This is a genomic window from Klebsiella sp. MPUS7 (assembly GCF_009905335.1).
GTDB classification, from domain to species: Bacteria; Pseudomonadota; Gammaproteobacteria; order Enterobacterales; family Enterobacteriaceae; genus Klebsiella; species Klebsiella grimontii.
This window is the reverse complement of sequence record NZ_CP047604.1, coordinates 2,633,059-2,658,285: the sequence shown is the minus strand read 5'-3', so window position 1 is coordinate 2,658,285 and position 25,227 is coordinate 2,633,059. Positions and strand designations below refer to the sequence as shown.

General features: G+C 51.8%; 18 protein-coding genes. 6 read left to right on the top strand and 12 right to left on the bottom strand.

The genetic code is table 11. The features are described 5' to 3' along the window. Positions 1-69 precede the first annotated feature (69 nt). From GUC22_RS12470 to GUC22_RS12455, 4 genes are all read right to left on the bottom strand, one after another. Positions 70-462 (bottom strand): nuclear transport factor 2 family protein, encoded by a 393-nt coding sequence (locus GUC22_RS12470; RefSeq protein ID WP_024358088.1) that lies wholly within the window; start codon positions 460-462, stop codon positions 70-72. A gap of 36 nt (positions 463-498) precedes the next feature. Beyond that, positions 499-4,869, bottom strand: coding sequence for a non-ribosomal peptide synthetase (locus GUC22_RS12465; RefSeq protein ID WP_160183538.1), 4,371 nt, complete (start codon positions 4,867-4,869; stop codon positions 499-501). A gap of 65 nt (positions 4,870-4,934) precedes the next feature. Next, a complete protein-coding gene (locus tag GUC22_RS12460) occupies positions 4,935-5,165 on the bottom strand; it encodes an acyl carrier protein (protein ID WP_004135554.1) in 231 nt (76 codons plus the stop codon). 2 nt (positions 5,166-5,167) lie between these two features. Beyond that, positions 5,168-6,688, bottom strand: coding sequence for an amino acid adenylation domain-containing protein (locus tag GUC22_RS12455; protein ID WP_004135553.1), 1,521 nt, complete (start codon positions 6,686-6,688; stop codon positions 5,168-5,170). Positions 6,689-7,144: 456 nt separating this feature from the next. On the opposite strand from GUC22_RS12455, the gene GUC22_RS12450 reads away from it, so the two are divergent. The 5 genes from GUC22_RS12450 to GUC22_RS12430 are packed head-to-tail and all read left to right on the top strand — an operon-like array spanning position 7,145 to position 13,272. Beyond that, positions 7,145-8,314 carry a 3-deoxy-7-phosphoheptulonate synthase gene (locus tag GUC22_RS12450; protein WP_102649771.1) on the top strand — a complete coding sequence of 390 codons (1,170 nt, stop codon included), beginning with the start codon at positions 7,145-7,147 and terminating at the stop codon, positions 8,312-8,314. Next, a complete protein-coding gene (locus GUC22_RS12445; RefSeq protein WP_004135551.1) occupies positions 8,304-9,089 on the top strand; it encodes a 2,3-dihydro-2,3-dihydroxybenzoate dehydrogenase in 786 nt (261 codons plus the stop codon). The genes GUC22_RS12450 and GUC22_RS12445 overlap by 11 nt, the downstream gene beginning before the upstream one ends. Positions 9,090-9,107: 18 nt before the next feature. Beyond that, positions 9,108-9,740, top strand: a complete 633-nt coding sequence (locus GUC22_RS12440) for an isochorismatase family protein (RefSeq protein WP_004135549.1) — start codon at positions 9,108-9,110, stop codon at positions 9,738-9,740. 23 nt (positions 9,741-9,763) lie between these two features. Further along, positions 9,764-11,719 (top strand): anthranilate synthase family protein, encoded by a 1,956-nt coding sequence (locus GUC22_RS12435; RefSeq protein ID WP_224232389.1) that lies wholly within the window; start codon positions 9,764-9,766, stop codon positions 11,717-11,719. Between the two features lie 38 nt (positions 11,720-11,757). Continuing rightward, positions 11,758-13,272 (top strand): 4-hydroxyphenylacetate 3-hydroxylase family protein, encoded by a 1,515-nt coding sequence (locus GUC22_RS12430; protein ID WP_154975815.1) that lies wholly within the window; start codon positions 11,758-11,760, stop codon positions 13,270-13,272. Positions 13,273-13,359: 87 nt separating this feature from the next. Here GUC22_RS12430 and GUC22_RS12425 read toward each other — a convergent pair whose 3' ends face one another. The 5 genes from GUC22_RS12425 to GUC22_RS12405 form a co-directional block, all read right to left on the bottom strand. After that, the gene (locus GUC22_RS12425; RefSeq protein WP_160183537.1) at positions 13,360-15,621 is read right to left on the bottom strand and encodes an ATP-binding cassette domain-containing protein; all 2,262 of its coding nucleotides are present in this window, start codon (positions 15,619-15,621) and stop codon (positions 13,360-13,362) included. A 4-nt stretch (positions 15,622-15,625) separates the two neighbouring features. Beyond that, positions 15,626-16,867, bottom strand: coding sequence for a multidrug effflux MFS transporter (locus GUC22_RS12420; RefSeq protein WP_004135540.1), 1,242 nt, complete (start codon positions 16,865-16,867; stop codon positions 15,626-15,628). A gap of 668 nt (positions 16,868-17,535) precedes the next feature. Beyond that, positions 17,536-17,754, bottom strand: a complete 219-nt coding sequence (locus GUC22_RS12415) for a hypothetical protein (RefSeq protein ID WP_004135538.1) — start codon at positions 17,752-17,754, stop codon at positions 17,536-17,538. After that, on the bottom strand, positions 17,748-18,326 hold the full coding sequence (locus GUC22_RS12410) for a GNAT family N-acetyltransferase (RefSeq protein WP_201746410.1): 579 nt from the start codon (positions 18,324-18,326) through the stop codon (positions 17,748-17,750). Before GUC22_RS12410 ends, GUC22_RS12415 begins: the two co-directional genes overlap by 7 nt. Further along, positions 18,323-18,769, bottom strand: coding sequence for a VOC family protein (locus tag GUC22_RS12405; RefSeq protein ID WP_004135534.1), 447 nt, complete (start codon positions 18,767-18,769; stop codon positions 18,323-18,325). Before GUC22_RS12405 ends, GUC22_RS12410 begins: the two co-directional genes overlap by 4 nt. A 300-nt stretch (positions 18,770-19,069) precedes the next feature. Here GUC22_RS12405 and GUC22_RS12400 point away from each other — a divergent pair, with 300 nt between their 5' ends. Then, a complete protein-coding gene (locus GUC22_RS12400) occupies positions 19,070-19,360 on the top strand; it encodes a hypothetical protein (RefSeq protein ID WP_004119983.1) in 291 nt (96 codons plus the stop codon). Between the two features lie 35 nt (positions 19,361-19,395). On the opposite strand, the gene GUC22_RS12395 is transcribed toward GUC22_RS12400, so the two are convergent. The 3 genes from GUC22_RS12395 to GUC22_RS12385 are packed head-to-tail and all read right to left on the bottom strand — an operon-like array spanning position 19,396 to position 25,222. Then, positions 19,396-22,509, bottom strand: a complete 3,114-nt coding sequence (locus GUC22_RS12395) for an efflux RND transporter permease subunit (RefSeq protein ID WP_160183536.1) — start codon at positions 22,507-22,509, stop codon at positions 19,396-19,398. Beyond that, positions 22,506-23,975, bottom strand: a complete 1,470-nt coding sequence (locus tag GUC22_RS12390) for an efflux RND transporter periplasmic adaptor subunit (protein WP_160183535.1) — start codon at positions 23,973-23,975, stop codon at positions 22,506-22,508. Before GUC22_RS12390 ends, GUC22_RS12395 begins: the two co-directional genes overlap by 4 nt. Further along, positions 23,975-25,222, bottom strand: coding sequence for a TolC family protein (locus GUC22_RS12385; protein WP_160183534.1), 1,248 nt, complete (start codon positions 25,220-25,222; stop codon positions 23,975-23,977). The genes GUC22_RS12390 and GUC22_RS12385 overlap by 1 nt, the downstream gene beginning before the upstream one ends. Positions 25,223-25,227 lie beyond the last annotated feature (5 nt).

The window sequence follows — 25,227 nt, the reverse complement described above, 5'->3', positions numbered from 1 at the left end:
CCACATCCCTTCAAGGAAGGAAAAGTCATCATACCTTTTGCCCCCATTAACAACATAAGAACTATCCTGCTAATCCTGAAAGATATATTCTCTGTTCAAAACATCCTCATAATCTATTAACTCAATTATCTCACCATTATTTATTTCAATCACATTAACATATAACAAAGAGAAGTGTTTTCCATCCGGCAGAGTATTCCCATGTAGTTTATATTCAACAATGACGACATCGGGATTATTCGTATAATGAAATCGTTCATCCTCTATAGAGGTAAAGCGTAAGGGCGCAACGCCAAAGCCATTAGCATAGTGTAAGCGAATATTCTCACGTCCAACAATCACCTCCCTGTTGCGACGAAAAGGCAACGACAAACGCCCGTTAACAGAGAAAAGGGACGCCAGCTTATCCGATGACTTCTCCATCACTGCCGAAATATATTTATCAAATAACGCCGGAACCATTTTATTATCCTCTTGATGAAATTGATAAAAGTCTTGTTAGACAATTTCGTTCTGCCGCTGGAAATAAACAATCATACGTTTGAACGTCTCCTCCGACAGTTCAGGAAAGCGCAAACCCAGTTGTGCAATACGCTTAGTCGTCTCTGGATTACCGTAGACGTTATCGCCAGTATCCAACAAATTCTCTTTAAAGAGATGAATGACCGGCCCCAGCGCAACCTCGCGCCCCTGGGTGACACACAGCTCAAGTTGTTGCAACCACTCGCCGTCAGAAGTCGTTTCCAACGGATAGCCCAGAGAACGAATCGCCCGATACACCGGGTCAAATCGAGTGCTCTGCGGATGGAAAATATGGAAGTTTTCCTGTCGCGTAGCTTCTGAACGCGCTAATGCAACTATCGCTTCAGCGACAAAGTCGACAGGCAGCAGGTCCGTTGATAGTGAAGACGGATCGGGTGCCAATCCCATCTGGATAAAAGTTTTTATCTGTCGCCATAAAAAATCATCGCTCTGGCAGGCCCCACTTCTGCTGTCTCCGCCAATACGTCCTATGCGGAATACGTTAGCATCAAGTCCCTGTTCTCTGGCCTGTATAACATAGCGTTCAGCCACCCACTTACTTTGCGTGTAACCTATCGACAGTGCTTCCGGATGCCCCGGCACACAATGTTCCACGATAGGCGATTGCGGATAACGTGGAGAAAATACCGCGATAGTGGATAAATAGTGCAGCGTTTTTCGTCCGCCACAACCGCAGAAAGCTAAAATATTCAGCGTACCCTGCACATTTGACTGTTTTACCGAAGAATAAGAGAGCAAAAAATTAATCTGTGCGGCCGCATGGAATACCGTGTCTACTCGCTCTGCCAAACGGCTATACGCTTCAGAGCTTAACCCTAAATTGCGCTGACCAATATCGCCGAGGCAAACTTCAACCCGGGAAAAATCAATCTCATCGGCGATTCCGTAACGCATCGCATTTTCACGCAAACGAGCCAACGCGTGCTCATCTGTCCTGGCTCTTACCATACAGAGCACGGATTGGGTCCCGGCCAATAGCAATGAACGCAGCAGGTAGATGCCCAAAAATCCTGTCGCCCCGGTGAGCAGCGTCAGCCCAGGGGTTGAACGCACTCCCCCCTGCCAATGTATGCGTTCGTATCCGTCCTGAACAAAGGAACGATCAACGGCATCGACGGGCCCCTTTTCACTGGCAATATAGCCGTCGATGGACTCAGCCATAGCCGACAAGGTCGGATGATTAAATAACAAACGTAGAGGAATATCGCAATCGAACGCCTTACGCAGCAGAAAAACCAGCTGTGTGGCCAACAAAGAATGTCCACCAATGGCGAAAAAATCATCGTGCAGTGCGATCTGACGTCCCGGAAATAGCGTTTCCCATAGCGCCTTGACCTGCTCCTGCGTTTTGGTCAGAGGCCGCTCCGGCATCTGCGTGGATGATTCAATAATAATATCCACCTTAAGCAATGCCTTACGATCGATTTTCCCGCTAGGCGTGGTCGGCAGCTTATCCACAAAGACCAACTCTGTGGGAACCATATACTCCGGCAGCACCAGGCGAAGGCCGCGTTTGATCTTATCCTTTTGATTGCCTTTATCATCCAATAAGCCAGCAATAAAGGCGATGAGCTGCTTGCTTCCTGAATTATCTGCCCTGCCAACTACCGCTGAAACCTGCACGCCCTCCAGGGCATTAATGGCCGCCTCGACTTCAGACGGTTCGATCCTAAAACCGCGTATTTTTAACTGATTGTCTAGCCTGCCAAGATAGCTGAACCGATCGTCATGCTCCAGCCTCACCAGATCACCGGTACGATACGCGTGGCAACTTTGTGCGGCAAAGCCCTCAGCAGAGATAAAACGTCGAGCGCTTTCTTCACTTTTATTGTGATAGCCGGGAGAGAGAAAATCGCTAACGATAAGCAGTTCACCGGCGACGCCGGCGGGAACCAGCTGCAGATGCGCATCCACCACCAGCAGAGTGAATCCGGGTAGAGGGTAACCAATGGACGCTGCATCTCCCCATTTATCGCTCTCCGGCGGCAGCACATATGCGGAACAGACGTGGCTTTCTGAGGGACCATAGAGATTAATCAGGCGAACGGGTTGCCTGAAAAAATGTTTAATATCCGCAGTGAGTACGAGCTGTTCCCCAGTGGAGTAGACCTCTTTTAAACTCGGGAATTGCCTGTTGGCCAATGCGCTCAAATGCGCGAACTGTTGCAAAGCAACATAGGGGAAATAGAGCCGATTAATTCCCTGCTCCTGGATAACCTCTTGCAGATGATCCAGGTCTCTCCGCTCTTCTTCACTGGCGATATATAAGCGCCCACCGCAGGCTAACGTGCCGAAGATCTCCTGAACCGATACATCAAAAGAAAGTGACATAAAATGCAAAGTACAATCTCCCTGACCGCACTCAGATACATCTTGTTGCCACTTAATCAGGTTATTGAGCGTTTTATTTAATAACCGTACTCCCTTGGGCTGCCCGGTTGAACCGGATGTATAAATGATATACAGCTCATCGTCGGGCATTCTTTTGATATAAGACCATTCCCCAGGGTACTCCGGGGGAATATCATCGATTAATAACAGAGGTACGGAGGCAGACACTGGAAATCTCGCTACCAGCGATCGCGTCGTGGCGATGCAATCCACCTTGGCGTCCTGTAACATGTAACCGATACGCTCTTGCGGGTATTGCGGATCGACCGGAATGTAGGCCGCGCCGGTTTTTAATACGCCAAACAGAGTGGCAATCGCCTCGGCATTCCTTTCCAGTAATAACGCAACACGTTTGCCAGGAGCGATATTAAACTGCTGCTGCAGGTAAGCGGCAATCTGCCCCGATCGTTCCGCTAACCAACCATACGATCGCGTGCCATTAGCGGTAATTAACGCAGTATCCGCAGAGTGGTTTACAGCATGCTGATTGAAAGCCGCCAGAGCGTCAAATCGCCAGGCCTCCGCGCACGGCTTAAGGCTAGATCGAACAACCAGTTCACGACTTAACGGTGCATCCAATAGCTTCAGGGATGACAGTAATACCTCGCCGTCCTCGCCCATCGCGCTCAATAAATGGCGAAAGATTTTCAACCAGTAGTCAATGGTCTGCGGATGATACAACGCCGTCTTATACTCCAGCGTCAGCTTCCACTGCGGTTGTGCTTCAAAGAACAGCGTCAGATCGTATTTTGCCATCTGGCTAAAATAGTCATCCAGCATGACTTTAAAAGGCAAGTCGTTGAAAATATCGCCCCGGGTATCGGGCATAACCAACAGCGTTCTGAATAGTGGACTGTCCTGCCCCGCGTTTTCACGCGACAGTGCGACAATTTCATTGAAAGGGAGCAGCTTATTGAAATGCGCGCCAATAAAAGATTGACGCACCTTTGCAGCCAGCGCCCTGACCGTGTCATCTTCATTGACCTGCACGCGAACCGGCAGAGTATTGATCATATATCCCGGCGTTTCGGCAAACTCGCTGCGATCCCGCAGAGTAAAAGGTACGCCAACGGTAATATCGTTCTGCCCACTCATGCGGCTGAGGAAAAATTGCCAGCACATCGACATATACATAAATGGAGTCATTGACAACGATCTCGCGTGCCGCTGCAGTGAGTCCGCTTCCTGTTCGTTCAGCGCCAGCATGGTATAGGCGGCTTTGGTATCTTCCCGAAGACGACGGGGAAAATCGACCGGGAGGTCCGACAGTGGCGGAGCCGGATGCAGTGCCTGCCGCCAGTAATCCCGCATATCTTCGCACTCCGCCGCCGCAAGGGATGCGGCCTGCCAACGAGTAAATTCCTGATAGCTTCCCGTGTCGTTAAACGCTGGCAGAGCGCGCTTCTCGTCAAGCTCACAATATATGCGCAGCAAATCATGCAAGACAATACGTACTGAGGGGGCATCAATAATGATGTGGTGGAAACAGCATGCTAACCAGGTTGTACCCGAGTCTGAACTGAGCATATTAATGATACTCAACGGACCCTCAGCTAATGATAAACGGCTAGCCGCCAGTTGTGCAGTCACCGATTCAGGGGTTTCCGTCTGCTCTGGTTGTCGATGGGAAAAAGAGAGATAGCCATCAGCGCCGATACGCTGTTGTAATTTACCGTCAAGATAAACAAAACGCGTTCTGAATATTTCATGGCGCAAGGTCAGCTCAGCCACAGCGCGCTGCATAATCTCAGCGTCCAGTGTCGCATTAACGGTCAGCAGCACCGGCACGTTATAGCATTGGGGCTGATCCAGCGTATTATCCAGCCACCACATTGCCTGCTGGCCGGGTGTCGCTGCCAGATACGTTACCGCACTTTCTCCACACGCCTTGTTCAAACAGCCCTTATTTGACTCGTCGCTATTAAATGATGGCATTTTATCCCCCTCTTAAAATTCCCTGTAAAACCCTTCCTGTTTGCCGGCTGTCCCAGCTCCAGGTATTAGAGCTGTTGCCGTTGCCGAATGGTCTGAGCCAGCGCGGCAATAGTTCCGGCAGTGAAAATGTCCGCCGGCGAGACAGCCAAATGAAATGTCTTGCTTACCATTGAAGCCAACTTTATGAAATGTAATGAGTTACCACCCTGGTCTAATAAATTATCTTGCGGGTTAATCGCCTCTGAATGAATAATCTCCTGCCAAATCGAGAGTAGCTGTTGCTCAACGTTGTCCATATTTACACCTGCTCCAGTAAAATATTTTTTAACCGTAAACGATCTTTTTTGCCGTTAGCGGTCATTGGCAGTACCGCCAGACGGCTAAATTTTTCAGGTATCATCCAGGCAGGAGCATGCATAGCGAGGTGATTCTTTAAATCCGCTACGGATAGCGCGTCATCCTGCGTGACATAACAAGCATGTAATCGTGGTTCATCCGGCGTCTCCTCTACCACAATCAGCACATCTTCCACAGCGTGATGTAAGCGCAACAGGTGCTCAATACCGGCGAGATTGACGCGGAAGCCACGAATTTTACAAATATGGTTGCCTCTTCCGACCAGGACGATATTGCTATCCTGGTCGCACGTTGCGCGATCGTCGGTACGATAAAAAAGCACGTCTGTGCCTTGATACGGTATGGAGATAAACCTTTCCGCCGTCAGTTGCGGATCGGAATACCCCAGAGCCACTCCAGCTCCTGCGATAAACAATTCCCCATATTCACCGCAGGCACAGGGTTGCAACCGTTCATTGAACACCACCATCTCAACCAAAGGGAGCGCAGTACCAACAGGCACAGGAGAATCACTGGATAATTGCCCCTCCGACTGAACATGATAGAGAGACGAGATCGCTGAATTTTCCGTGCATCCTAATCCATTAAATATTTTTGCTTTACCGGCCTGCGCCGCCACGCTAAATAGACGAGGGTTGACAAAATCGCCCGACACCACGACACAAGCAGGTATATGCAGCGTTTCGAGCGAAACCTCGACAAATAGCCGGAACAACCCGCCAGAGAGGAATAGCATCGTCACGTTATCCGATTCGATCTGCCGTACCAGGGCCATCAAATCCGGCAAGCCAGGCGGCGCAATCGTCAGACACGCGCCGGTCAATAAAGCCATCCAGATTTCATTCGCTGAGGCGGCGAAAGAAACATCTGCAATTTGCAAATAGCAGTCCCGCTCGCTATTCCCCAACGCGGGTACCGGCAAACTCAGTCTGGCAATCCCGCGATGAGCGATCAGCACGCTCTTCGGTTTTCCTGTTGATCCAGAGGTCATCAAGATGAGCGCCGGATCATCAGCGCTTAATACCGGATAATTCCCGCTTCTTTGTTGAGCGCAGTTTTGTATCAACGTCCTGCTCGACAACACCTGCCATGACCCGCCGGGCACGCTTGTTACATCATCGCTAATCAGGTATCTGGCTCCCGCCGCACTTAAAACCTCACCAATATAGCGCTCAGGACTATTCGAGTTCACGGGAACCATAACAGCGCCTATTTTCATGAGCGCCAGCATAAAAATATATAACTCCGGGCTACGCTCTATTTTTATTGCAACGATATCGCCTTTTATCAGGCAATTATTTTGCAATACTGCAGCCAGCGCTGAACATTGCTCAGCAAGTTCTCGATAGGTTATTTGTCTTTGATCGAAAATTAACGCAACCCTGTCCGGAAAACGTTGCGAAATCTCATCAAATATATCAGGAACAGCCTTTAGCTGATTGACATATGCTGAATGCGTCATCACTCTCTCCTGGAGAATTAGGAACGTTCACACGCATAAAATCTTCTCTTGAAGAAGAAATTAAAGATCTAAAGAAATGCCGCCAGCTTACCGTGAGACGCCTCAAAAAAAAGCGCAGCAGGGAAAGCAACATATAAGCAACACAAGCATAACCAAGCGTTGTTTTCAATAGTCTATCTTCGAACCTGACCCCCAGTCAATTTGATTTCCAAAAAAAAATCATATAGAAAAATCCAAAAACAACCAAAAATAATAATCAATAAATTCAAATAATTAAAAAAACAACAATAAAAATCAACTTTTTTGATTGACATAAGGAACTCATTGGCGTGCAATCTTTGTGCAAAACGTATCGTCTTTCATGTCCGGTAAACAGACAAGGAATAGTACTTTCTCATCGCTTTTTTGTTAAAAAACAAATGGAAAACCTGTTAAATTTCGAGTGAGAGATTAGAAATGACATCATTTCCTGGCAATAAGTCCAACTGGCAACAGCCGTTCTGGAGCGATAAGGACATGCTTGCCCTGGTCATAAGTGAATTAGACACTCTTCCAGAGTTATTAAGTTTTGAAGAAATAAGCGAATTCAATAAAGCATTAGCCGCCGTTTATGCAGGGAAAGCAATGATATTTCAGGCTGGCGACTGCGCTGAAAGAATTTGCGAATCTGGCGCGTTACATGTACGGAAAAAATTGACCTTCCTGGAGCAAATGTCCCGCGAACTCTCAACCCTGATGGGACTGCCGATATTGACGGTCGGTAGAATTGCCGGTCAATATGCTAAACCACGCTCACAACACAACGAAGTCGATGGCGACAGGGTACTTCCCGTGTGGCGCGGTGATTCCGTCAACAGGCCCGAAGCGACTCCAGAAGCCAGGCGTAACGATCCGCAACGGATGCTGCTGAGCTACCATGCTGCAGCGGAAACGCTGGCCGAAATTAAACGTTACGAACGGGAATATCCTCGCGATGTTCATCCCATCTGGACCAGCCATGAAGCGCTGTTGCTGGACTATGAAACCACTCAAATCCGCACTAATCCCCATGGAGAATCCTATTTAGCCAGCACTCATTGGCCCTGGATCGGCATTCGTACTCTTGCGCCTGACAGCCCACATATCGCCATGCTGGCGAATATCGCCAACCCTGTTGCCTGCAAGATTGACGCCACCGTAACGCCGTCGTTCATCGCGACACTTTGCCGACAACTCAATCCTCAGCGTATTCCTGGACGTCTGACTTTTATTTCGCGTTTTGGCCGTTCACATATTCATCGGTTGGGCGCGTTGATTCAGGCCGCACAGGCAACCGAAACGCCGGTGTTATGGATGTGCGATCCAATGCATGGGAATACCGGGAAAACGCAGGCGGGCAATAAACGCCGCGAGCTTAGCGACATGATGGCTGAAATCTCCGGTTTCCTGAGGCAGGTGAAATCACATAACGCCTGCGCCGCTGGACTCCATCTGGAAGCGACGCCGAACCCGGTCATCGAATGCTTCTGTGAAAATAATCACCCTGAAGAACATGAACTTAAGCAAATTCTCTGCGACCCGCGCCTGAACGTCGCGCAAACGCAGATGTTATTAACTCACTGGAAAGAGAGACAAAATGACCTTTGATAAAGACTACATTGCCGTTATTACCGGCGCCTGCGGTGGCATTGGCGAATCCGTTGCCCACGCGCTGGCGAAAGAAGGGGTTTCACTAGCGCTTCTTGATAATAACGCCTCTCAGCTGGCAACCCTTGTAGCCACACTACAAAATAACCATCCGCAGCCCATTGCAGGCTTTAATGTGGACGTTGCCGACGACCGCAGCGTAGCAGAAGCCTTTACCGCAATCGGTCGCCAACTGGGTCCGGTGGGTTATCTGGTCAACGGCGCCGGCGTACTGTGCCACGCCAGCGTGGCCGAAACACAGCCGCAAGATTGGACGAAAACATTTGCCGTCAACGCGACTGGCGTATTTAACACCAGCCGCCATGCAGCCAATCTGATGATGGCTCAGCGTAAAGGCAGCATCGTAACTATCGCCTCAAACGCAGCGCGCGTGCCGCGGGCGACGATGGCCGCCTACTGCGCCTCAAAAGCCGCTGCCCAGGCATTTACCTATGCTCTGGGGCTGGAGGTCGCTCCGTACGGGATCCGTTGTAATGTTGTCGCTCCCGGCTCAACCGATACGCCGATGCTGCGCGGCATGTGGCATAGCGAAAGTGACAGGCAAAACACGCTTAACGGTAATCCACAACAATTTCGCATCGGTATCCCACTCAACAAAGTCGCCACGGCGGAAGAAATTGCTGCCGCGGTCTGCTTTTACCTGTGCGAAGAATCAGGGCAAACCACGCTTTCAACGTTATTGGTCGACGGTGGCGCCGCACTCGGCAGCTGCTAAGCGTACAAGGAGAATAACATGGAAAAGATACAGCCCTATCCGTTGCCGACAGAACGTCAATTACCCAAATCAATGGCAGACTGGCGACCCAACAGTTCAAGAGCGGCGCTACTCATACATGATATGCAGCGTTATTTTCTCGATTTTTACACTGCTGACGCCCCGCCGATAGCGCAGGTTATCGACAACATTTACCGCTTGCTTAGCGTCGCCCGACGTCTGCATGTACCCGTATTTTATACTGCCCAACCCGGCGACATGACGCCACAACAGCGCGGCTTACTGCACAGTCTATGGGGTTCAGGCATGAACGGCAGCCAGGAACATAAACAGATTGTTCCGCCGTTGACGCCTCTGGAAAATGAGTGGGTATTAACGAAGTGGCGATACAGCGCCTTCTTTAACTCCCCCCTTCTGAGTACGTTGCACGAACTCAAATGCGATCAGCTGATCGTCTGCGGCGTTTACGCCCATATCGGTTGTTTATGCACAGCGCAAGAGGCCTATTCCAATGATATCGAGACATTTTTTATTGCCGATGCGCTAGCCGATTTCTCTGAAGAAAAGCATCGTCTGGCGCTTGAGATAGCTGCGGAAACCAGCTCAGTCGTGCTGTCAACCCGACAAGCTATCGACGCTTTGGAACATTAAAGATCCTCACGGCACTCCAGGAGATGATGATGTTATCTAAAGGCACAGCAAAGCCCGACGAGCTTTCGGCTCATCTGGCCAATCTTGATAGACCCTTTGCCTGTATTTACCGCCCCCAATGCGAACCTATCAAGGCAGTATTATTTCTTGAAGGGGATATTGAGCTAAACCAATCCCTTTCAGAATTAGCGCTGGATCCTCCCCTGGACGGGAAGGGAAAAAACTCATTTAACAAATTGATTTTATTACCATTTAATCAGCTGAAAGAAAAAGGTTATGCCTGCATTGACGATGGTGAACAGACGATCGTCATGCACATTGAGCGGCAAGATTATTACCCTATAGATTCGTTTATCGCAGCCATTAATGACTATGATATCAAGCCGCGAAACCTGCACTTCGATCTTGATGATCAAACGTATGGCGACATTGTTGATACCGTCATTGATCAGGAAATCAGCTCCGGAGAAGGGAGCAACTTTGTGATTTCACGCAGCCTGGAAGGCGATATAACCGACTTCAGCATCCGCCACGCGTTGACGCTGTACAAACGGTTACTGCAATCTGAATGCGGGTCTTACTGGACATGGATGATCTTCACCGGCAGCCGCTATTTCATAGGTAGTTCGCCTGAACAGCATATCCAGGTTGATGAGCAGAACGTGGCGATGAATCCTATCAGCGGCACGTTAAAATACCCCGACTCCGGGAATATGGCGCACGTGCTGGATGATTTTCTGCAGGATAAAAAAGAGCGCGACGAACTATTTATGGTGGTGGATGAAGAACTCAAAATGATGAGTAGCATCTGTCAGCATGATATTCAGGTAACCGGGCCGAAGCTCAAAGCTATGTCGCACATCGCGCATACCGAATATTTTATCCATGGCAGCTCAGATCGCAGTCTGAAAGAGATCATCAGGCAATCGCTCTTTGCGCCAACAGTGACCGGCAGCCCAATAGAAAGCGCCTGTAAAGTTATCGCCCGGCGAGAACGCCGCGGACGCGGCTATTACAGCGGCATCGTTGCTATAACGGGTGCGCAAGAAGGTAAACGTTATCTGGACTCGGCCATAATGATCCGCACGGCCGATATTACCGCTCAGGGACATTTTCGGCTTACGGCGGGTTCAACCATCGTCAGAAGTTCCATCGCGCAAAATGAAGCCGGAGAAACACGCGCCAAATTACAAGGGCTAATGCATTCGTTCTTCTCTGACACAAGCGCCGGGACGCCAAACCGAACAGGATTGTCTGCAGAACTTCGCCATCGGGCTGACCAGATACTCGCAAAACGGAATGCATGCGCCTCCGCCTTTTGGCTGGATAACTCGCAATTGGGCCCGTGCGCTTTACTCTCTCGTCATACCATCACACTGATCGACATGGAGGACAACTTCACCGCCATGATTGCCTATCAGTTACGCAGCGCAGGTTGCGCCGTTACCCTCATTCCCTGGTATGACTGCCTGAGCAAGCTAACGCAGCTCACCGATCGCGACATCGTATTCATTGGGCCCGGGCCTGGCGATCCAACCAATATACAACTCGAAAAAATACGCGTGGGCCGAAAAATTATTGCGCAACGGCTGCGGGAGCAGCGTCCGCTAATCGGGACTTGTCTGGGACATCAGTTAATTTGCGCCGAATTAGGCATTCCGATCGAGCGGCTGATCAATAACCGTCAGGGTAGCCAACATCAGATATCCATTCAGGGAAAATCTCATACCGTTGGCTTCTATAACAGTTTCTCCGCGCTACATCAGCGGCCATGCTGGTACAGCCCGGAGCATGACAAAACAGTCCAGCTGGAGCGACTCCCTTCCGGTGAAATTGTTGCATTATCGTCAGGTAACGTTGCCTCCATACAATTTCATAACGAGTCATTCCTGACGCAAGACGCATTTTCTATTTATCAATGGCTGATACAGAACGCCTTAACAACAACGGTAACTCTTAGTCAACAAGACGCCGTTTAAAAGGAAGCGTTGAAAACCGATATTCGGAGAGAGCTGACATGGGAAATAAATCAGTATCGTTACCTACCGGTAATGACTTTTTGGCGGGTCTGAATGATGGACGAGAAATATGGGCTTATGGTGAAAAGGTCGACAATGTTATTACACATCCAGCGTTTCGCAATTCAGCACTGTCGATAGCTAAATTATACGACGCGCTCCATGACGAAAAGTATCAGGCTATTTTAACCACGCCGTGTGATACCGGTAGCGGTGGTGTCACCCATCCGTTCTTCCGCGTTCCGCATTCTGTTGACGACCTGATACGCGATCGCGACGCAATCGCCCAGTGGGCAAAGCTTAGCTACGGCTGGTTGGGAAGAAGCCCTGATTTTAAAGCGTCGTTTCTTACGACTCTCGGCGCCAATCCCGAGGCCTACGGCGAATATGCGGATAACGCCAGACACTGGTACAAACGCTCGCAAGAGGAGCTACTTTACTGGAATCATGCCATCATTAACCCGCCTATCGACCGCAATCTCCCGCCCGACCAGATTGAAGATATCTGCATTCATGTCGAAAAAGAGTGTGATGATGGCGTGATTGTTAGCGGTGCCAAGGTGGTTGCTACCGGCTCTGCCTTGACGCATTACAATTTCATCGCGCATTACGGTTTACCTGTCAAAAAAAGAGAATTTGCCCTGGTATGCACATTACCCATGAATGCCCCAGGGCTGAAGCTGGTTTGCCGCCCCTCTTACTCCTTAGCCGCCGAAAAGATCGGCAGTCCTTTTGACTATCCACTCTCCTCACGCTACGACGAGAATGACATGATCTTCATTCTGGATAAGGTGAAAATTCCCTGGGAAAACATTTTTATTTATGGCGATACCGCTAAAGCGGCCACGTTTTTACCCAGTTCAGGCTTCCTGCACCGCTCTACGTTCCACGGTGTGACGCGTCTGGCGGTAAAAATCGATTTTATCTGTGGTTTATTCATTAAAGGCGTGGAGGCCACCGGCGTAGCCGATTTCCGCGGTATACAGACCCGCGTTGGGGAAATGCTGGCCTGGCGCAACCTCTTCTGGGCCATAAGCGATGCAATGGCTAAATCGCCGAATCCCTGGCACAACGGCGCCCTCCTGCCTAATCTGGATTATGGTTTAGCCTACCGTTGGTTTATGAGTCTCGGCTATCCACGGATCAGAGAAATTATTGAGCAAGATCTTGGCAGCGCGCTTATTTATATCAATTCGCATGCCAAAGATTTTGCCGCGCCGGAACTGGAGCCTTATCTGAAAAAATATATGCGCGGTTCCAACGGAATGGATGCCGTGGAACGGGTCAAGCTCATGAAGCTAATTTGGGACTCGGTAGGAACAGAATTCGCCAGCAGACACGAACTCTATGAACGAAATTATACCGGCAGTCATGAAAATGTTCGTATCGAACTGTTGCTCGCCGCACAGATGTCGGGGCAGGTACAAGAATATAAAGGTTTTGCCGAACAATGTATGATGGATTATGACCTGGATGGCTGGCTGGATCGCGATTACCACTGGCCTGTAGACTAATAAGATTATCGGGACAATACATCCGTATAATAATGGGTATGCATCACATTATTGCCAGTCTCTTCTGGCTGTCCCGACCACCCTTTCTCACTCCACCTGGCAATGTTTGCGCAACCACTCCGCGGTTAAAGAATGGCGACAGGCCAGCATCGATTCAGGTGTACCGCTAAACAGTAATTTTCCCCCTTCTTGCCCGGCATAGGGTCCAATATCAATAATCCAGTCAGCCTGAGCGATCAACTCCATATTATGTTCAATAATAATGACGGTGTTTCCGCGATCTACCAGTCGGTTAAAGAGTTTCAGCAGCGAGGCAACATCACTGGGATGAAGTCCGGTGGTTGGCTCATCGAAAATATACATGTCACTATCATGATTTAATTGTGAGGCTAACTTCAGCCGCTGGCATTCACCGCCTGAAAGATGATTTAACGATTCCCCCAAGCGCAAATATCCCAACCCGACTTCGACCAGACTACGAAAAATTGGCCTGAGCTGTGGCTCATTCAGGAAAAAATCGCCAGCATCGTTAATCGACAGGGATAATACCTCCGCAATATTTTTCCCCTGATAACGATATTTTAGCGCCTGTGGGCTATAGCGCTGCCCCTGGCAGGCCTCACAGGGCAACGTAACCGTATCCATAAATGCCAGATCGGTTTGTATTACTCCTAGCCCATGACATTCCGGACAGGCGCCTTTGGCATTGGCGCTGAACCACGACGCTGATACATGGTTTTTTTCGGCAAACAGTAAACGGATCGTATCAAATGCACCGCACCAGGAAGCAATATGCGATCGAATCGAAGTATGTATCGGTTTTTGATCGATAACGATCGCGTCCGGACATTGTGGCGCCAGGGCTCCCATGACGAATGAACTTTTGCCCGACCCAGCGACCCCCGTCACAGCGACCATAACGCTCAAAGGCACGTCTACCGATAAGTTATGTAGATTATGCAATGTGGCGTTTCTTACCGAAATATAACCTTTGGCACATCTCGGTCTGTTATTTATCTCTGCCCGTGAAGAGAAATATCTTCCCGTCAAGGTTTGGGACTGCTTAAGTGCCGACAGGTCGCCCTCAAAGACAATATTCCCGCCTTGCTTACCCGCTCCCGGCCCTAAATCAATAACATGCTCGGCTATCGCTATCATGTCGGGATCGTGCTCCACCATCAGAATGGTATTGCCTTTGTCACGTAGTTTGCCAATTAAAACATTCAGTTTCACAATATCTGCTGGATGAAGCCCGGTACTGGGTTCATCAATGATATAAACGATCCCGGTCAGACTACTTCCCAGATGTCGGACCATTTTTAATCGCTGGGATTCACCGCCCGATAAGCTAGGGGTCGTCCGGTTCAAATCCAGATATCCCAAGCCTACTGCACACATTGCATCTAACCTTTCCAGCAATGCTTCGAGCAGCGGTCTGACTTCAGGATAATCGAGCTTTTCTACAAACAGCTTTAACTCTGTGACAGGCAGCGTTGCGCATTCGCCAATATTTTTCCCTCTAATCCTGCAGGAAAGTATTTTCTCGTTGAGCCTCATGCCCTGACAAGAAGGGCAAACCTGCAAACTAACGACTCGCTGAAATTCCTCAGTTTTAGTATCTTTAGTTTCTTGTTTCAAATAACTTCGCGTAAAGCGTGTAATGACGCCTTCAAACTTTGCACTCTTAGGCCAACCGGCTAACGGTGCTTCAGGAGTGAGATTATCTGCATAAAGTAATATCTCTCGTTCCTCTTTTGAATAATCCGCGATTTTTTTATCAGCATCAAAAAGCCCTGAATAAACATAACGTTTCCAGCGCCATGAACCCGGTGCAAAAGAAGGATAACGAATAGCACCTGCATTTAATGACAGATTTGAATCAATCAGTTGGTCGATATCAATAGTACTGGCAATCCCCAACCCGTCGCATGTCGCACACATCCCCGCAGGATGATTGAATGAAAAAACATTCGAATAACCTACGAAAGGTTCGCCGACACGAGAAAAGAGTAGCCGTAGCAGGGTATAAATATCTGATGCGGTGCCCACCGTTGAACGTGCGTTGCCACCAATACGTTTTTGGTCAATAATAATGGCCACCGACAGGTTTTCAATGTCATCAACTTCAGGATTACCATAATGCGGTAAACGGTGTCGAATAAAAGGAGGAAACGTGTCATTTAGCTGACGCTGAGATTCTGCCGAGATAGTTCCGAATACCAAAGAACTTTTTCCCGACCCGGAAACACCGGTGAAAACTGTTATTTTATTTTTAGGCACCTCTAAATCAATATCCTGCAGATTATTTTGTCTTGCGCCAATAATTTTTATAGCGTCATGTGTATTCATCACACTATCCTTTTTTACCTGTCAATAATAATGCCATGATGGCTATTAAACAGCATCCCGCTATAATCAGCGACATCGGCAGTAATGACAACGGGTCGCCAAATCCAAGCAGTAATGGGGTTATCGCAGCGATACCAAACTGAAAAACCCCTAAAATAGCAGAACCCGTTCCTTTTAAATGTGAAGATGCCGCCATGGCCATACTCGCGGCATTACCAAATGTCAAAGCCATAGTAAACATCATTATTAACAGTAGTACCGCCGCAATCTCAAACTGGAAATGAGAAATATAGTTAACAATGCAAAGTAATATAGATATCACCAGCGTGCTTATTACCCCCACTATTATGAGGTTATCTTCGCCAAATTTCGTAACATAGCGAGCGCTGACAATACTACCAAACATCATCACTGCGGCGTTGATAGAGAATATTACAGCGAATTCCCCTGAGGATAAATCAAACGCCGATTGATAGATAAACGGCGATGCTGATATATAAGCAAATAGCGCCCCGAACTGGATTGCAAAAATTAAAGTATAACCAATATATTTCTTATGGCTAAGCAGCTCGATAAACTGACTGATAAACTCGTTGAGGTTGAAAGGTAATCGCTGATGGCGGGGTAAGGTTTCGCTAATAAAATGACTGCTGAGCAAGGTGGAGACTAATGATATTGCAGCCATAAAAACAAAAACCACCGGCCAGATAAACCATGCAGCCACGCCGCCAAGTAATGGTGCAATAACAGGAGCAATCCCCTGTATCGCTAACACCAGATTAAAATATCGAGCGGCTTTAGTCCCCGGGCACAGATCGGAAATAATTGCCCGGGAAAGAACGATACCAGCCGCGCCTCCCAATCCCTGAAAGAATCGCGTAACAATAAGCAGCTGAATGTTCGTAGATATAGCGCCAGCTAATGAAGCGATGGTTAATAGAGTCATCCCGCCTAGCAATAATTTACGTCTGCCGTAATGATCGGACAATGGGCCAATGAATAACTGCCCAATTCCTAAACCCACCATAAAAGCGGTGATACTAAGCTGAACTTTGTCAGGCGTCGTATGCAAATCACTGGCGATAGCTGGAAATAAAGGCAAGTACATATCAGTGGATAATGCAGCAACGGCGCTAAGCAAACCCAGAACAATAACGACTTTACGGGAAAGCAAACCTCTACTTTCATCTCTGTACATCGTACTGGCTGTCGGTGCTGGAACTTCTTTTGGTCGCATGATGAGCATAATCCCTTTACCTTCTGTGGTCTGTAATAACTATACCACCAGCCAAAGTAATTGCAAAAACGAAATCAATTAAAATAACAACAAGATAATAAATCAATAAAAATCAATAGCATATGAAAGATTGAATAAAATTTTATTGAGTTTTAATTTCTTTAAGGGCATTACAAAACTGATTACTCACTTCCATGCATATCCTAAATAAAGTTGTAATATCAATAATCTATGCCAGAAAACCCAATACTCGCCATACCAGGCGTCGCATGTTGCGCGTGTTGCTTTATACCCTTAAGGTTTGGGCTGCACTGTTGCCCGAACATGCAACTTGAAGTGTATTGAGTCTATGCCCCGGAACTAGAAAAAGGCGCTTTTAAAGGGGTGCAGCATTATGTTAATGTTTGACAAAAATGTTTCCCAGGGATATTCATCCGCTCTTTCAAAACGGGGGATGTTATACAAGAAGCATTAATAATGTGTCTGTAAGCTTGAGTTTGATATTGCAGAATATAATGATGCTTTGTTTTCAACATTTACCATCGAATTTCCTGAATCACTCTCCTCAACTATCCTAAAACAACGAGTCGGATATCTTGCCGGAATAATTTCGACACAAATCTAACTCGTTAAAGAAGGTATTTATAAAAAAGACGCACTTTGTAGCGACCTAAGTCCTAAACCACAAGACGGACGTCAGGATGGCGCGGGCTTGCCGCTTCGTGAAAAATATCCCCCAGCCAGCCGGGAATTTCCGCCTCCGTAAGATCGTCCGGGATGATAACCCCGGCCAGCGGCGAAAATTTCCCCTCGTTAAGATCGACGCGGAAAAGCTGCCAGCGTTCGCCCTGACGCTGGACGCCAATATGACGCCCGAATACGTTATAAATCAGCATCCTGTCACCCTATGTGACGCGGGAGCTTGGGCAGCCAATGCATTCCATTCCGCTTTGGTTATTTCCCACAGTTCGGCGTCCAGCAGACCGCAGATGAACTGCTTTTTCTCAACACGAATCAGCCGCATACCGCTACGGTGCGAAATCTTTTTCGACCCGCTATTGCCGCAGGCTTTCGGCGCGCGCAGCACCTCCCGGTTAAGCGTGTTAAACCAAAAATCGGTCACCCGGTGGCAGGCTTCGGTCATCAATCCCTGGCGGTGCCAGCGCGGATCCAGCCAAAACCCGCGGTTGTTATCCACTTCATCAGAGAGCGTAATCAGGCCAATTACCCTCTCCGGCGCCGTTTTAAGGCGAATGGTCCAAAACCAGGCGGTGCCGTTAGCTGCGGCAGGTAAAGCCACATTATTGACATAGCGCGACGCGCCATCCTCCGGGAACGGCCATGGAAAACCGGCGGCAAGATAACGCACGATTTCCCACTGTGGAAAGAGAACCTGAATTTGCGGCGCATCGTCTGCGGTTAAGGGGATCAGCAGGAGTCTTTCAGTCATCAATTCCGCCGCCATCATGCTTTGCCCTCGCGCAGCCACGGCGTCACGGTGATCCCCGCCAGCAGCCCTTCCGGGCTAAGCAGACGCGTGACGGTTTGCCCCCACGGCTCAATGCGGTTGTCCACCAGCAGCCGATAGCCTCTGGCCTTCAGCGCGTCGGTTGCCGAATCGATATCGCGTACTTCAAACTCGATCCACGCCTGAGGCACCGGCAGATAGTCTGGCCAGCTATCGGCGTCAAAACAGGAGCGCGCCGCCTGCGCCAGCGGCCAGAGGGCAAAATGTTTTACCCCGCCGAGGGCATCATGTTCGGTCAGCAGATAGGCTTCGTTACCGGGCATCGGTTTGAGCGGTAGCCCCAGCGCGGCGACATAGAAGTCACGGCTGGCTGCGGCCGACTGCGTTATTGGCCCAAAGCCGGCGACAAAAAGTACATCCATTCCGTCTAAATCGTATTCCATACCCTCTCCCGTCGTTGTCCATGATGCGTTAACAAATTTTATACTCTGCCGCGCGCGACTTGCCCAGCCTTCTGTGTTCACTACGGCTGCACATCGGGGCATAAATCTGACCGTCAGGCGGCGATCGACGCAAATAAATATTGCTATAAAACTAATCAATATTTGACTGTAATTCGGCTTCCGTGCCACCATCGCCTCGGCGCCCGGCAAGCGGCGCGTAGGTGGTACGGGTGAATATCAGAGACCGCATGCTTAAGGTCCATGCCCGTCCGCAACCTGATTCTGGCGGGAAATAAAGACATGCACCAAAGTTTTAATCAGCGCGTTCATTTCTATTACTGCATTCTGGTGGCGCTGAAAATGCACGCAAAATCAAAGAAATCGGGCGGAGTTCGCGGGAAAAATAATTTCCTGCTCAAATGGCTGCGCAAAGCGCAGGACAACAATATATTCCACCCGGATATCACCAGCGAGATCGAATGGCTGCGCGGTAAAATCATTCAGGCCGGCTACGATACCGACCTTGAGCCGATGCTGGACTTTGTTTACGCAACCGCCAAACGCGCGGAAGATCTTAAGAACGCCGACTGATTCACGCCCGAGCCGCCTGGCCCGGGCGTTGTACTTTAGCGTTTGTTACGGTGCGTCAGGTGATAGACTGCCGGGATCACCAGCATCGACAGCAGCGGCGCGGTGATCATCCCGCCGATCATCGGCGCGGCGATACGCTGCATCACCTCCGATCCGGTGCCGCCTCCCCACATAATCGGCAGCAGCCCGGCCATAATCGTCGCCACGGTCATCACTTTCGGGCGCACGCGCAGCACCGCCCCTTCATGAATCGCCTCGTTGAGCGTCTGGTCATCAAGCCATCCGCGGCGTTTGGCGATCGCCTGGTTTAAATAGAGCACCATAATCACCCCGAACTCCGCCGCCACGCCGGCCAGCGCGATAAAGCCCACGGCGGCCGCCACCGACAGATTATAGCCCAGCAGCCAAAGCAGCCAGACGCCGCCTACCAGCGAAAACGGTAAGGTACCCATAATCAGCAGCGCGTCTTTGACCTGACCGAAGGTGACGTAAAGCAGAATAAAGATAATCATCAGGGTAAACGGCAGCACGATTTTTAGCTTTGCCGTCGCGCGCTCCAGATACTCATACTGCCCGGACCAGGTCAGCGAGATGCCTTCCGGCAGCTTGACCTGTTCGCTGACCTCACGCTGCATCTGGTCCACGGCGGATTTCAGGTCACGTCCGCGAATATCAACGTAGATCCAGTCCGATAGTCGGGCGTTTTCGCTTTTCAGCATCGGCGGGCCGTCGGTGATGGCGATATCCGCCAGTTCGGAAAGCGCCACCTGCGCCCCGCCGCTGGTCACCACCGGCAGATCGCGCAGCTTTTGCAGCGAGTCGCGCATTTCGCGCGGATAGCGGACGCTGATCGGGTAACGTTCTCGCCCCTCGATGGTTTCACCGATGTTATCGCCGCCGACCACGCTGGCGACGATCGACTGCAGCTCCTTCACCGACACGCCGTAGCGGGCGGCTTTCACCCGGTCGATAGTGATATCGATATAGCGACCGCCGTCGAGACGCTCCGCCAGCGCCGAGGTCACCCCCGGTACGTTACGTACGATACGCTCAATCTCCTCGGCGGTTTTTTCGATCTCCGCCAGATTGTTGCCGTTCACTTTGATGCCGACCGGGCTTTTAATACCGGTCGCCAGCATATCCAGGCGGTTACGAATCGGCGGCACCCAGACGTTGGCGATGCCCGGCACCTTCACCGTATTGTCCAGCTCGCTAATGAGCTTATCCATGGTCATGCCGGGCCGCCATTCGCTTTTCGGCTTGAACTGAATGGTGGTTTCCAGCATGGTCAGCGGCGCCGGGTCGGTGGCGCTATCCGCCCGTCCGGCCTTACCGAATACGCTTTGCACTTCAGGGATGGTCTTGATCAGGCGGTCGGTTTGCTGCAGCAGACGTCCGGCTTCGCGGCTGGAGATCCCCGGCAGCGTGGAGGGCATGTACAGCAGGTCGCCCTCGTCAATCTGCGGCAGGAATTCGCTGCCGAGCTGCGCCAGCGGCCACAGCGTGGCGACCAGCAGCAGCCCCGCCGCCGCCAGCGTCGCCTTCGGCCACTGCAGAACTTTATCCAGCAGCGGTTCATAGGCGCGGATCAGCCAGCGGTTGAGCGGATTGGCGGTTTCATCAGGGATTTTGCCGCGAATAAAGTAGCCCATCAGCACCGGCACCAGAGTTATCCCCAACCCGGCGGCCACCGCCATCGACCAGGTTTTGGTGAAGGCCAGCGGCGAGAACATCTTGCCCTCCTGCGCCTCGAGGGTGAACACCGGAATAAACGACAGGGTGATAATCAGCAGGCTGCAAAACAGCGCAGGCCCCACTTCCGACGCCGCGTGCTGGGCAATCTGCCAGTAGTCGGCGGAAGACGGCTGGCGTTCGGGATGCTCGTGCCGCCACTGCTCCAGCACCTTATGCATATTTTCAATCATCACGATTGCCGCATCGACCATGGCCCCGATAGCGATCGCAATCCCCCCGAGCGACATCATATTGGCGCTGACGCCCTGATAGTGCATCACGATAAACGCGCCGAGGATCCCCAGCGGTAGCGTGATCATCGCCACCAGCGCGCTGCGGAAGTGGAACAGAAACAGCGAGCAGACCACCGCCACGACGATAAACTCTTCGATAAGCTTATGGGTCAGGGTTTCGACCGAGTTTTTAATCAGCTGCGAGCGGTCGTACACCGGGACAATCTCTACCCCTGCGGGCAGGCTTTTTTGCACTTCCGCCAGTTTGGCCTTCACCGCGTCAATGGTGGTCAGCGCGTTTTTGCCCGAACGCATGATGATAATGCCGCCCGCCACCTCGCCTTCGCCGTTGAGCTCGGCGACGCCGCGCCGAATCGCCGGACCCCGGCGCACGCTGGCGACGTCGGAGAGCAGCACCGGCACGCCGCCGCGCGCGGCGATAACGACCTGGTTAAAATCGTCGATGGATTTCAGGTAGCCGGTGGTGCGTACCATATATTCCGCTTCACCCAGTTCCAGTACCGAGCCACCGCCTTCCTGGTTGGCGCTCTGGATCGCGCTAATCACCTGCTGGTGAGTGACGTTCAGCGCCCGCAGCCGGTCTGGGTTAAGAACCACCTGATACTCTTTCACCATCCCGCCGACGCTGGCCACCTCCGAAACATCCGGTACGGTTTTCAGTTCATATTTAAGGATCCAGTCCTGAATCGCCCGCAGGTCGCCGAGGCTATGCTGGCCGCTTTTGTCGGTGAGCACATATTCAAATACCCAGCCGACGCCGGTGGCATCCGGCCCCAGCGACGCTTTGGTTTCCGGCGGCAGGCTGCTCTGGATTTGGCTCAGGTACTCCAGCACGCGGGAGCGCGCCCAGTACGGGTCGGTACCGTCCTCAAACAGTACGTAAACGTAAGCATCGCCGAACATGGAAAAACCGCGCACGGTTTTCGCCCCCGGCACCGACAGCATGGTAGTGGTCAGCGGATAGGTCACCTGATCTTCGACAATTTGCGGCGCTTTGCCCGGATAGTTGACGCGAATGATCACCTGGGTATCGGAAAGATCCGGCAGCGCGTCCAGCGGCGCCTGCTGTATCGACCAGACGCCCCAGGCGGCCATAATCAGCGTCGCCAGCAGTACCAGCAGGCGGTTGCGCAACGACCAGCGGATAACGGCGGCAATCATGGCTGCTCCTTAGCGCCGCTCATCGGCATCACTGAGGTCACCCGCGCCCCTTCATCGGTCAGCACGAAATGAAACATCACCGACTCGCCGGGACGCACCTGCTCCCGCAGCGGCGGCGTAATGGCAAAGTCCATGATCATCGCCGGCCACTTCAGCGCCGGGACCGGCTGGTGCGCGATCGTTACCGCCTCATCGCTCACCGCCTTGATGACGCCCTGCGCCGAGTAGCTTTGTATCTCTTCATTCTGCCCGGCCATTTGCGGCAGCGCGCTGCGCAGGCTGGCTTCGGAGTCAATCAGGAACTGACCTGAGGTGACCACCTTTTGCCCCTCTTCAAGGCCGGAAGTTACCTCAACCAGACCATCCTGCGTTCGTCCCGCGGTCACCTCGACCGGACGGAAATACCCCTCGCCGTCGGCGATCAGCACCCGGTTGCTGGTGCCTGTTGCAATTAATGCCTCTTCCGGGATAGTCAGCACCTCGCGCCCCTGCTGCGCCTCAGCCAGCTCAACGTTCAAATACATGCCCGGTTTGAGCTGATGCTGCGGATTATTGAGCACTACGCGGGCTTTCAGAGTACGGGTGGTCGCTTCGAGGTCGGGAAGCAGCTCGCTGACGGTTCCCTGAAACGTTGTGCCGGGCCAGCTGCTGGTGGCGGCCGTTACCTGACTACCTACGCGCAGCAGGCTGGCCTGGCTTTGCGGATAATCAATCACGATCCAGACCGGGTCGAGGCTGGCCAGCTCGAACAGCGGCTGGGTTGCCGTGACCTGCGCGCCGGTGCGCACGTCAAGCTTGCTGACGTAGCCATCGTGCGGCGCGCGTACCGTTATGCGGGTTTGCGGTTTACCGCTGCGCTCAACGCTGCGGATGATCGCTTCCGGCATAAACTGCAGCTGCAAACGGCCGCGCGCGGCGGCGGTTAAACCGCTATCGCCCAGCAGCCTCACCGCCAGATACTCCTGCTGCGCCGCCGCCCACTGCGGGATCCACAGCTCGGCCAGCGCCTCGTTCTTTTTCACAAACTGCTGGGAGGCGTTGACGTAAAGTTTCTCGATCAGGCCGCTGGCCAGCGCCGGAACCGTTTCAACGCTGCGCTCGTCAATCGCGACGGTGCCGAAAGCGCTGAGCTTCTGCGCCAGCGTCCGCCGGGCAACATCAGCCGTGCGTACGCCGAGGTTTTGCTGCTGGCGGGCGCTAATCTGCACGCTCCCGGCCTCCTCTCCCGCCCCTTCGTCGGCGTAGCGCGGCACCAGATCCATATCCATAAACGGTGACTTTCCCGGTTTATCGAAGCGAGTGCCGGGGGCCATCGGATCGTACCAGTACAACACTTTGCGGCCCATTTCGGTCTGAGCCCCGTCCGCGGAAAGCGTCGGCGCGTTTCGCGAACCGAGCCAGTATCCGCCCGCGGCGGCCAGGGCGATGGCCAGCGCCACAAGGGTAATAACAGATTTTGGCTTCATTATTTAACATCCTGAGGAATAAGGTAGCGAATGGCGGCCCACGCATCAGCGAGCGCTTTCTCCGCGTCGTTGCTGGCAATTTCTCCGCTCAGCAGATCGCGACGGGCGGCGAGCAGCTCCGCCAGCGCCGAGCTGCCGCCCCGATACTGGGCATTGACGAGGCTCACCTTCTTGCGCAGCAGCGGCAGCACCTCGCTATGCTGACGATCGTAAATGGCTTTCGCGGCGTTATATTGCGAGATCAGCTGATACTGCTGGGCCTGATGCTCGCGCATCAATAACGTCAGCCGATCGTTGGCTTCATAGGTACGGGAGACGTCGGCGGCGTGCTCTTTGTCCTGGCGTTTGCCCTGAAAAATAGGCATATCGACGGTAAACATGACGCCCACCATATCGTCGTAATCGTCCCCGCGCCGGGCGTAATAGACCTCGACGCCAACGTCAGGGATCGCCGCGACTTCCGACTGACCTGATTTCGCTTTCGCCAAATCGGCCTCGCGCGCGGCCTGAATCACCTCAGGATGTAGCTTAATCCCCGCCATTAACGCGGCTTCATCGGCCGGTAGGCGTTCAATGCGCGGCAGCGGGCCGGAGATATCGCGGACCTCTTTGCCGGTAAGCTGCAACAGGCGCGCCCGGGCAATCTGCACATCGCGGCGGGCGTTATCTTGCTCATTTTTCATGGCATTCAGCGCCAGCTGAACGTCGAGCACGCTGCCGGGACTGGCGCTGGCGCTGCTTACGCCGGCCTTTTGTACGTTGATTTGCCGGGAGGTTTCGCTGATCAACGCCTGTACTGAACGCAGTGATTTCTGCGCCACCGCCAGCGCCAGCCACGCCTGCGCGGTTTCCCGCTGCAGCCGGGCGCGGATCACATCGGCATTGGCGGCGGCCTGGCGCGCTTCGGCGGTTATCGAGTCGGCCTTTCGTTCGCGCTTGGTGCTGCTGACGTAGTCCTGCATCACGCCGACCCTTTGCATGGTCATCCCCTCGCGGGTCAGTCGGCTGGCGTTGTTGCCGCCCAGCGGAACGTTTTCAATGCCGAACTTCAGCTTCGGATCGGGAAGCTGCATGGCGGAATCCGCCCTGTTTTTTAACGCATTCACCTGATGATCGTTGGCGGAGAGCTCGGCGGAGTAGCTTTCCGCCGCCGACAGGGCCTCAGCCAGCGTCGTCGCCCAGCCGTTGGCGGAAATCAGCGACAGTAAAAGCGGCAGCCCGCGGGCCGCCTTATTTAAGATGGACATAATGA

Coding starts and splice junctions, on each gene's coding strand:
- GUC22_RS12470 (WP_024358088.1), bottom strand. CDS start 462: ATGGTTCCGGCGTTATTTGATAAATATATTTCGGCAGTGATGGAGAAG.
- GUC22_RS12465 (WP_160183538.1), bottom strand. CDS start 4,869: ATGCCATCATTTAATAGCGACGAGTCAAATAAGGGCTGTTTGAACAAG.
- GUC22_RS12460 (WP_004135554.1), bottom strand. CDS start 5,165: ATGGACAACGTTGAGCAACAGCTACTCTCGATTTGGCAGGAGATTATT.
- GUC22_RS12455 (WP_004135553.1), bottom strand. CDS start 6,688: ATGACGCATTCAGCATATGTCAATCAGCTAAAGGCTGTTCCTGATATA.
- GUC22_RS12450 (WP_102649771.1), top strand. CDS start 7,145: ATGACATCATTTCCTGGCAATAAGTCCAACTGGCAACAGCCGTTCTGG.
- GUC22_RS12445 (WP_004135551.1), top strand. CDS start 8,304: ATGACCTTTGATAAAGACTACATTGCCGTTATTACCGGCGCCTGCGGT.
- GUC22_RS12440 (WP_004135549.1), top strand. CDS start 9,108: ATGGAAAAGATACAGCCCTATCCGTTGCCGACAGAACGTCAATTACCC.
- GUC22_RS12435 (WP_224232389.1), top strand. CDS start 9,764: ATGATGATGTTATCTAAAGGCACAGCAAAGCCCGACGAGCTTTCGGCT.
- GUC22_RS12430 (WP_154975815.1), top strand. CDS start 11,758: ATGGGAAATAAATCAGTATCGTTACCTACCGGTAATGACTTTTTGGCG.
- GUC22_RS12425 (WP_160183537.1), bottom strand. CDS start 15,621: ATGAATACACATGACGCTATAAAAATTATTGGCGCAAGACAAAATAAT.
- GUC22_RS12420 (WP_004135540.1), bottom strand. CDS start 16,867: ATGCTCATCATGCGACCAAAAGAAGTTCCAGCACCGACAGCCAGTACG.
- GUC22_RS12415 (WP_004135538.1), bottom strand. CDS start 17,754: ATGCTGATTTATAACGTATTCGGGCGTCATATTGGCGTCCAGCGTCAG.
- GUC22_RS12410 (WP_201746410.1), bottom strand. CDS start 18,326: ATGATGGCGGCGGAATTGATGACTGAAAGACTCCTGCTGATCCCCTTA.
- GUC22_RS12405 (WP_004135534.1), bottom strand. CDS start 18,769: ATGGAATACGATTTAGACGGAATGGATGTACTTTTTGTCGCCGGCTTT.
- GUC22_RS12400 (WP_004119983.1), top strand. CDS start 19,070: ATGCACCAAAGTTTTAATCAGCGCGTTCATTTCTATTACTGCATTCTG.
- GUC22_RS12395 (WP_160183536.1), bottom strand. CDS start 22,509: ATGATTGCCGCCGTTATCCGCTGGTCGTTGCGCAACCGCCTGCTGGTA.
- GUC22_RS12390 (WP_160183535.1), bottom strand. CDS start 23,975: ATGAAGCCAAAATCTGTTATTACCCTTGTGGCGCTGGCCATCGCCCTG.
- GUC22_RS12385 (WP_160183534.1), bottom strand. CDS start 25,222: ATGTCCATCTTAAATAAGGCGGCCCGCGGGCTGCCGCTTTTACTGTCG.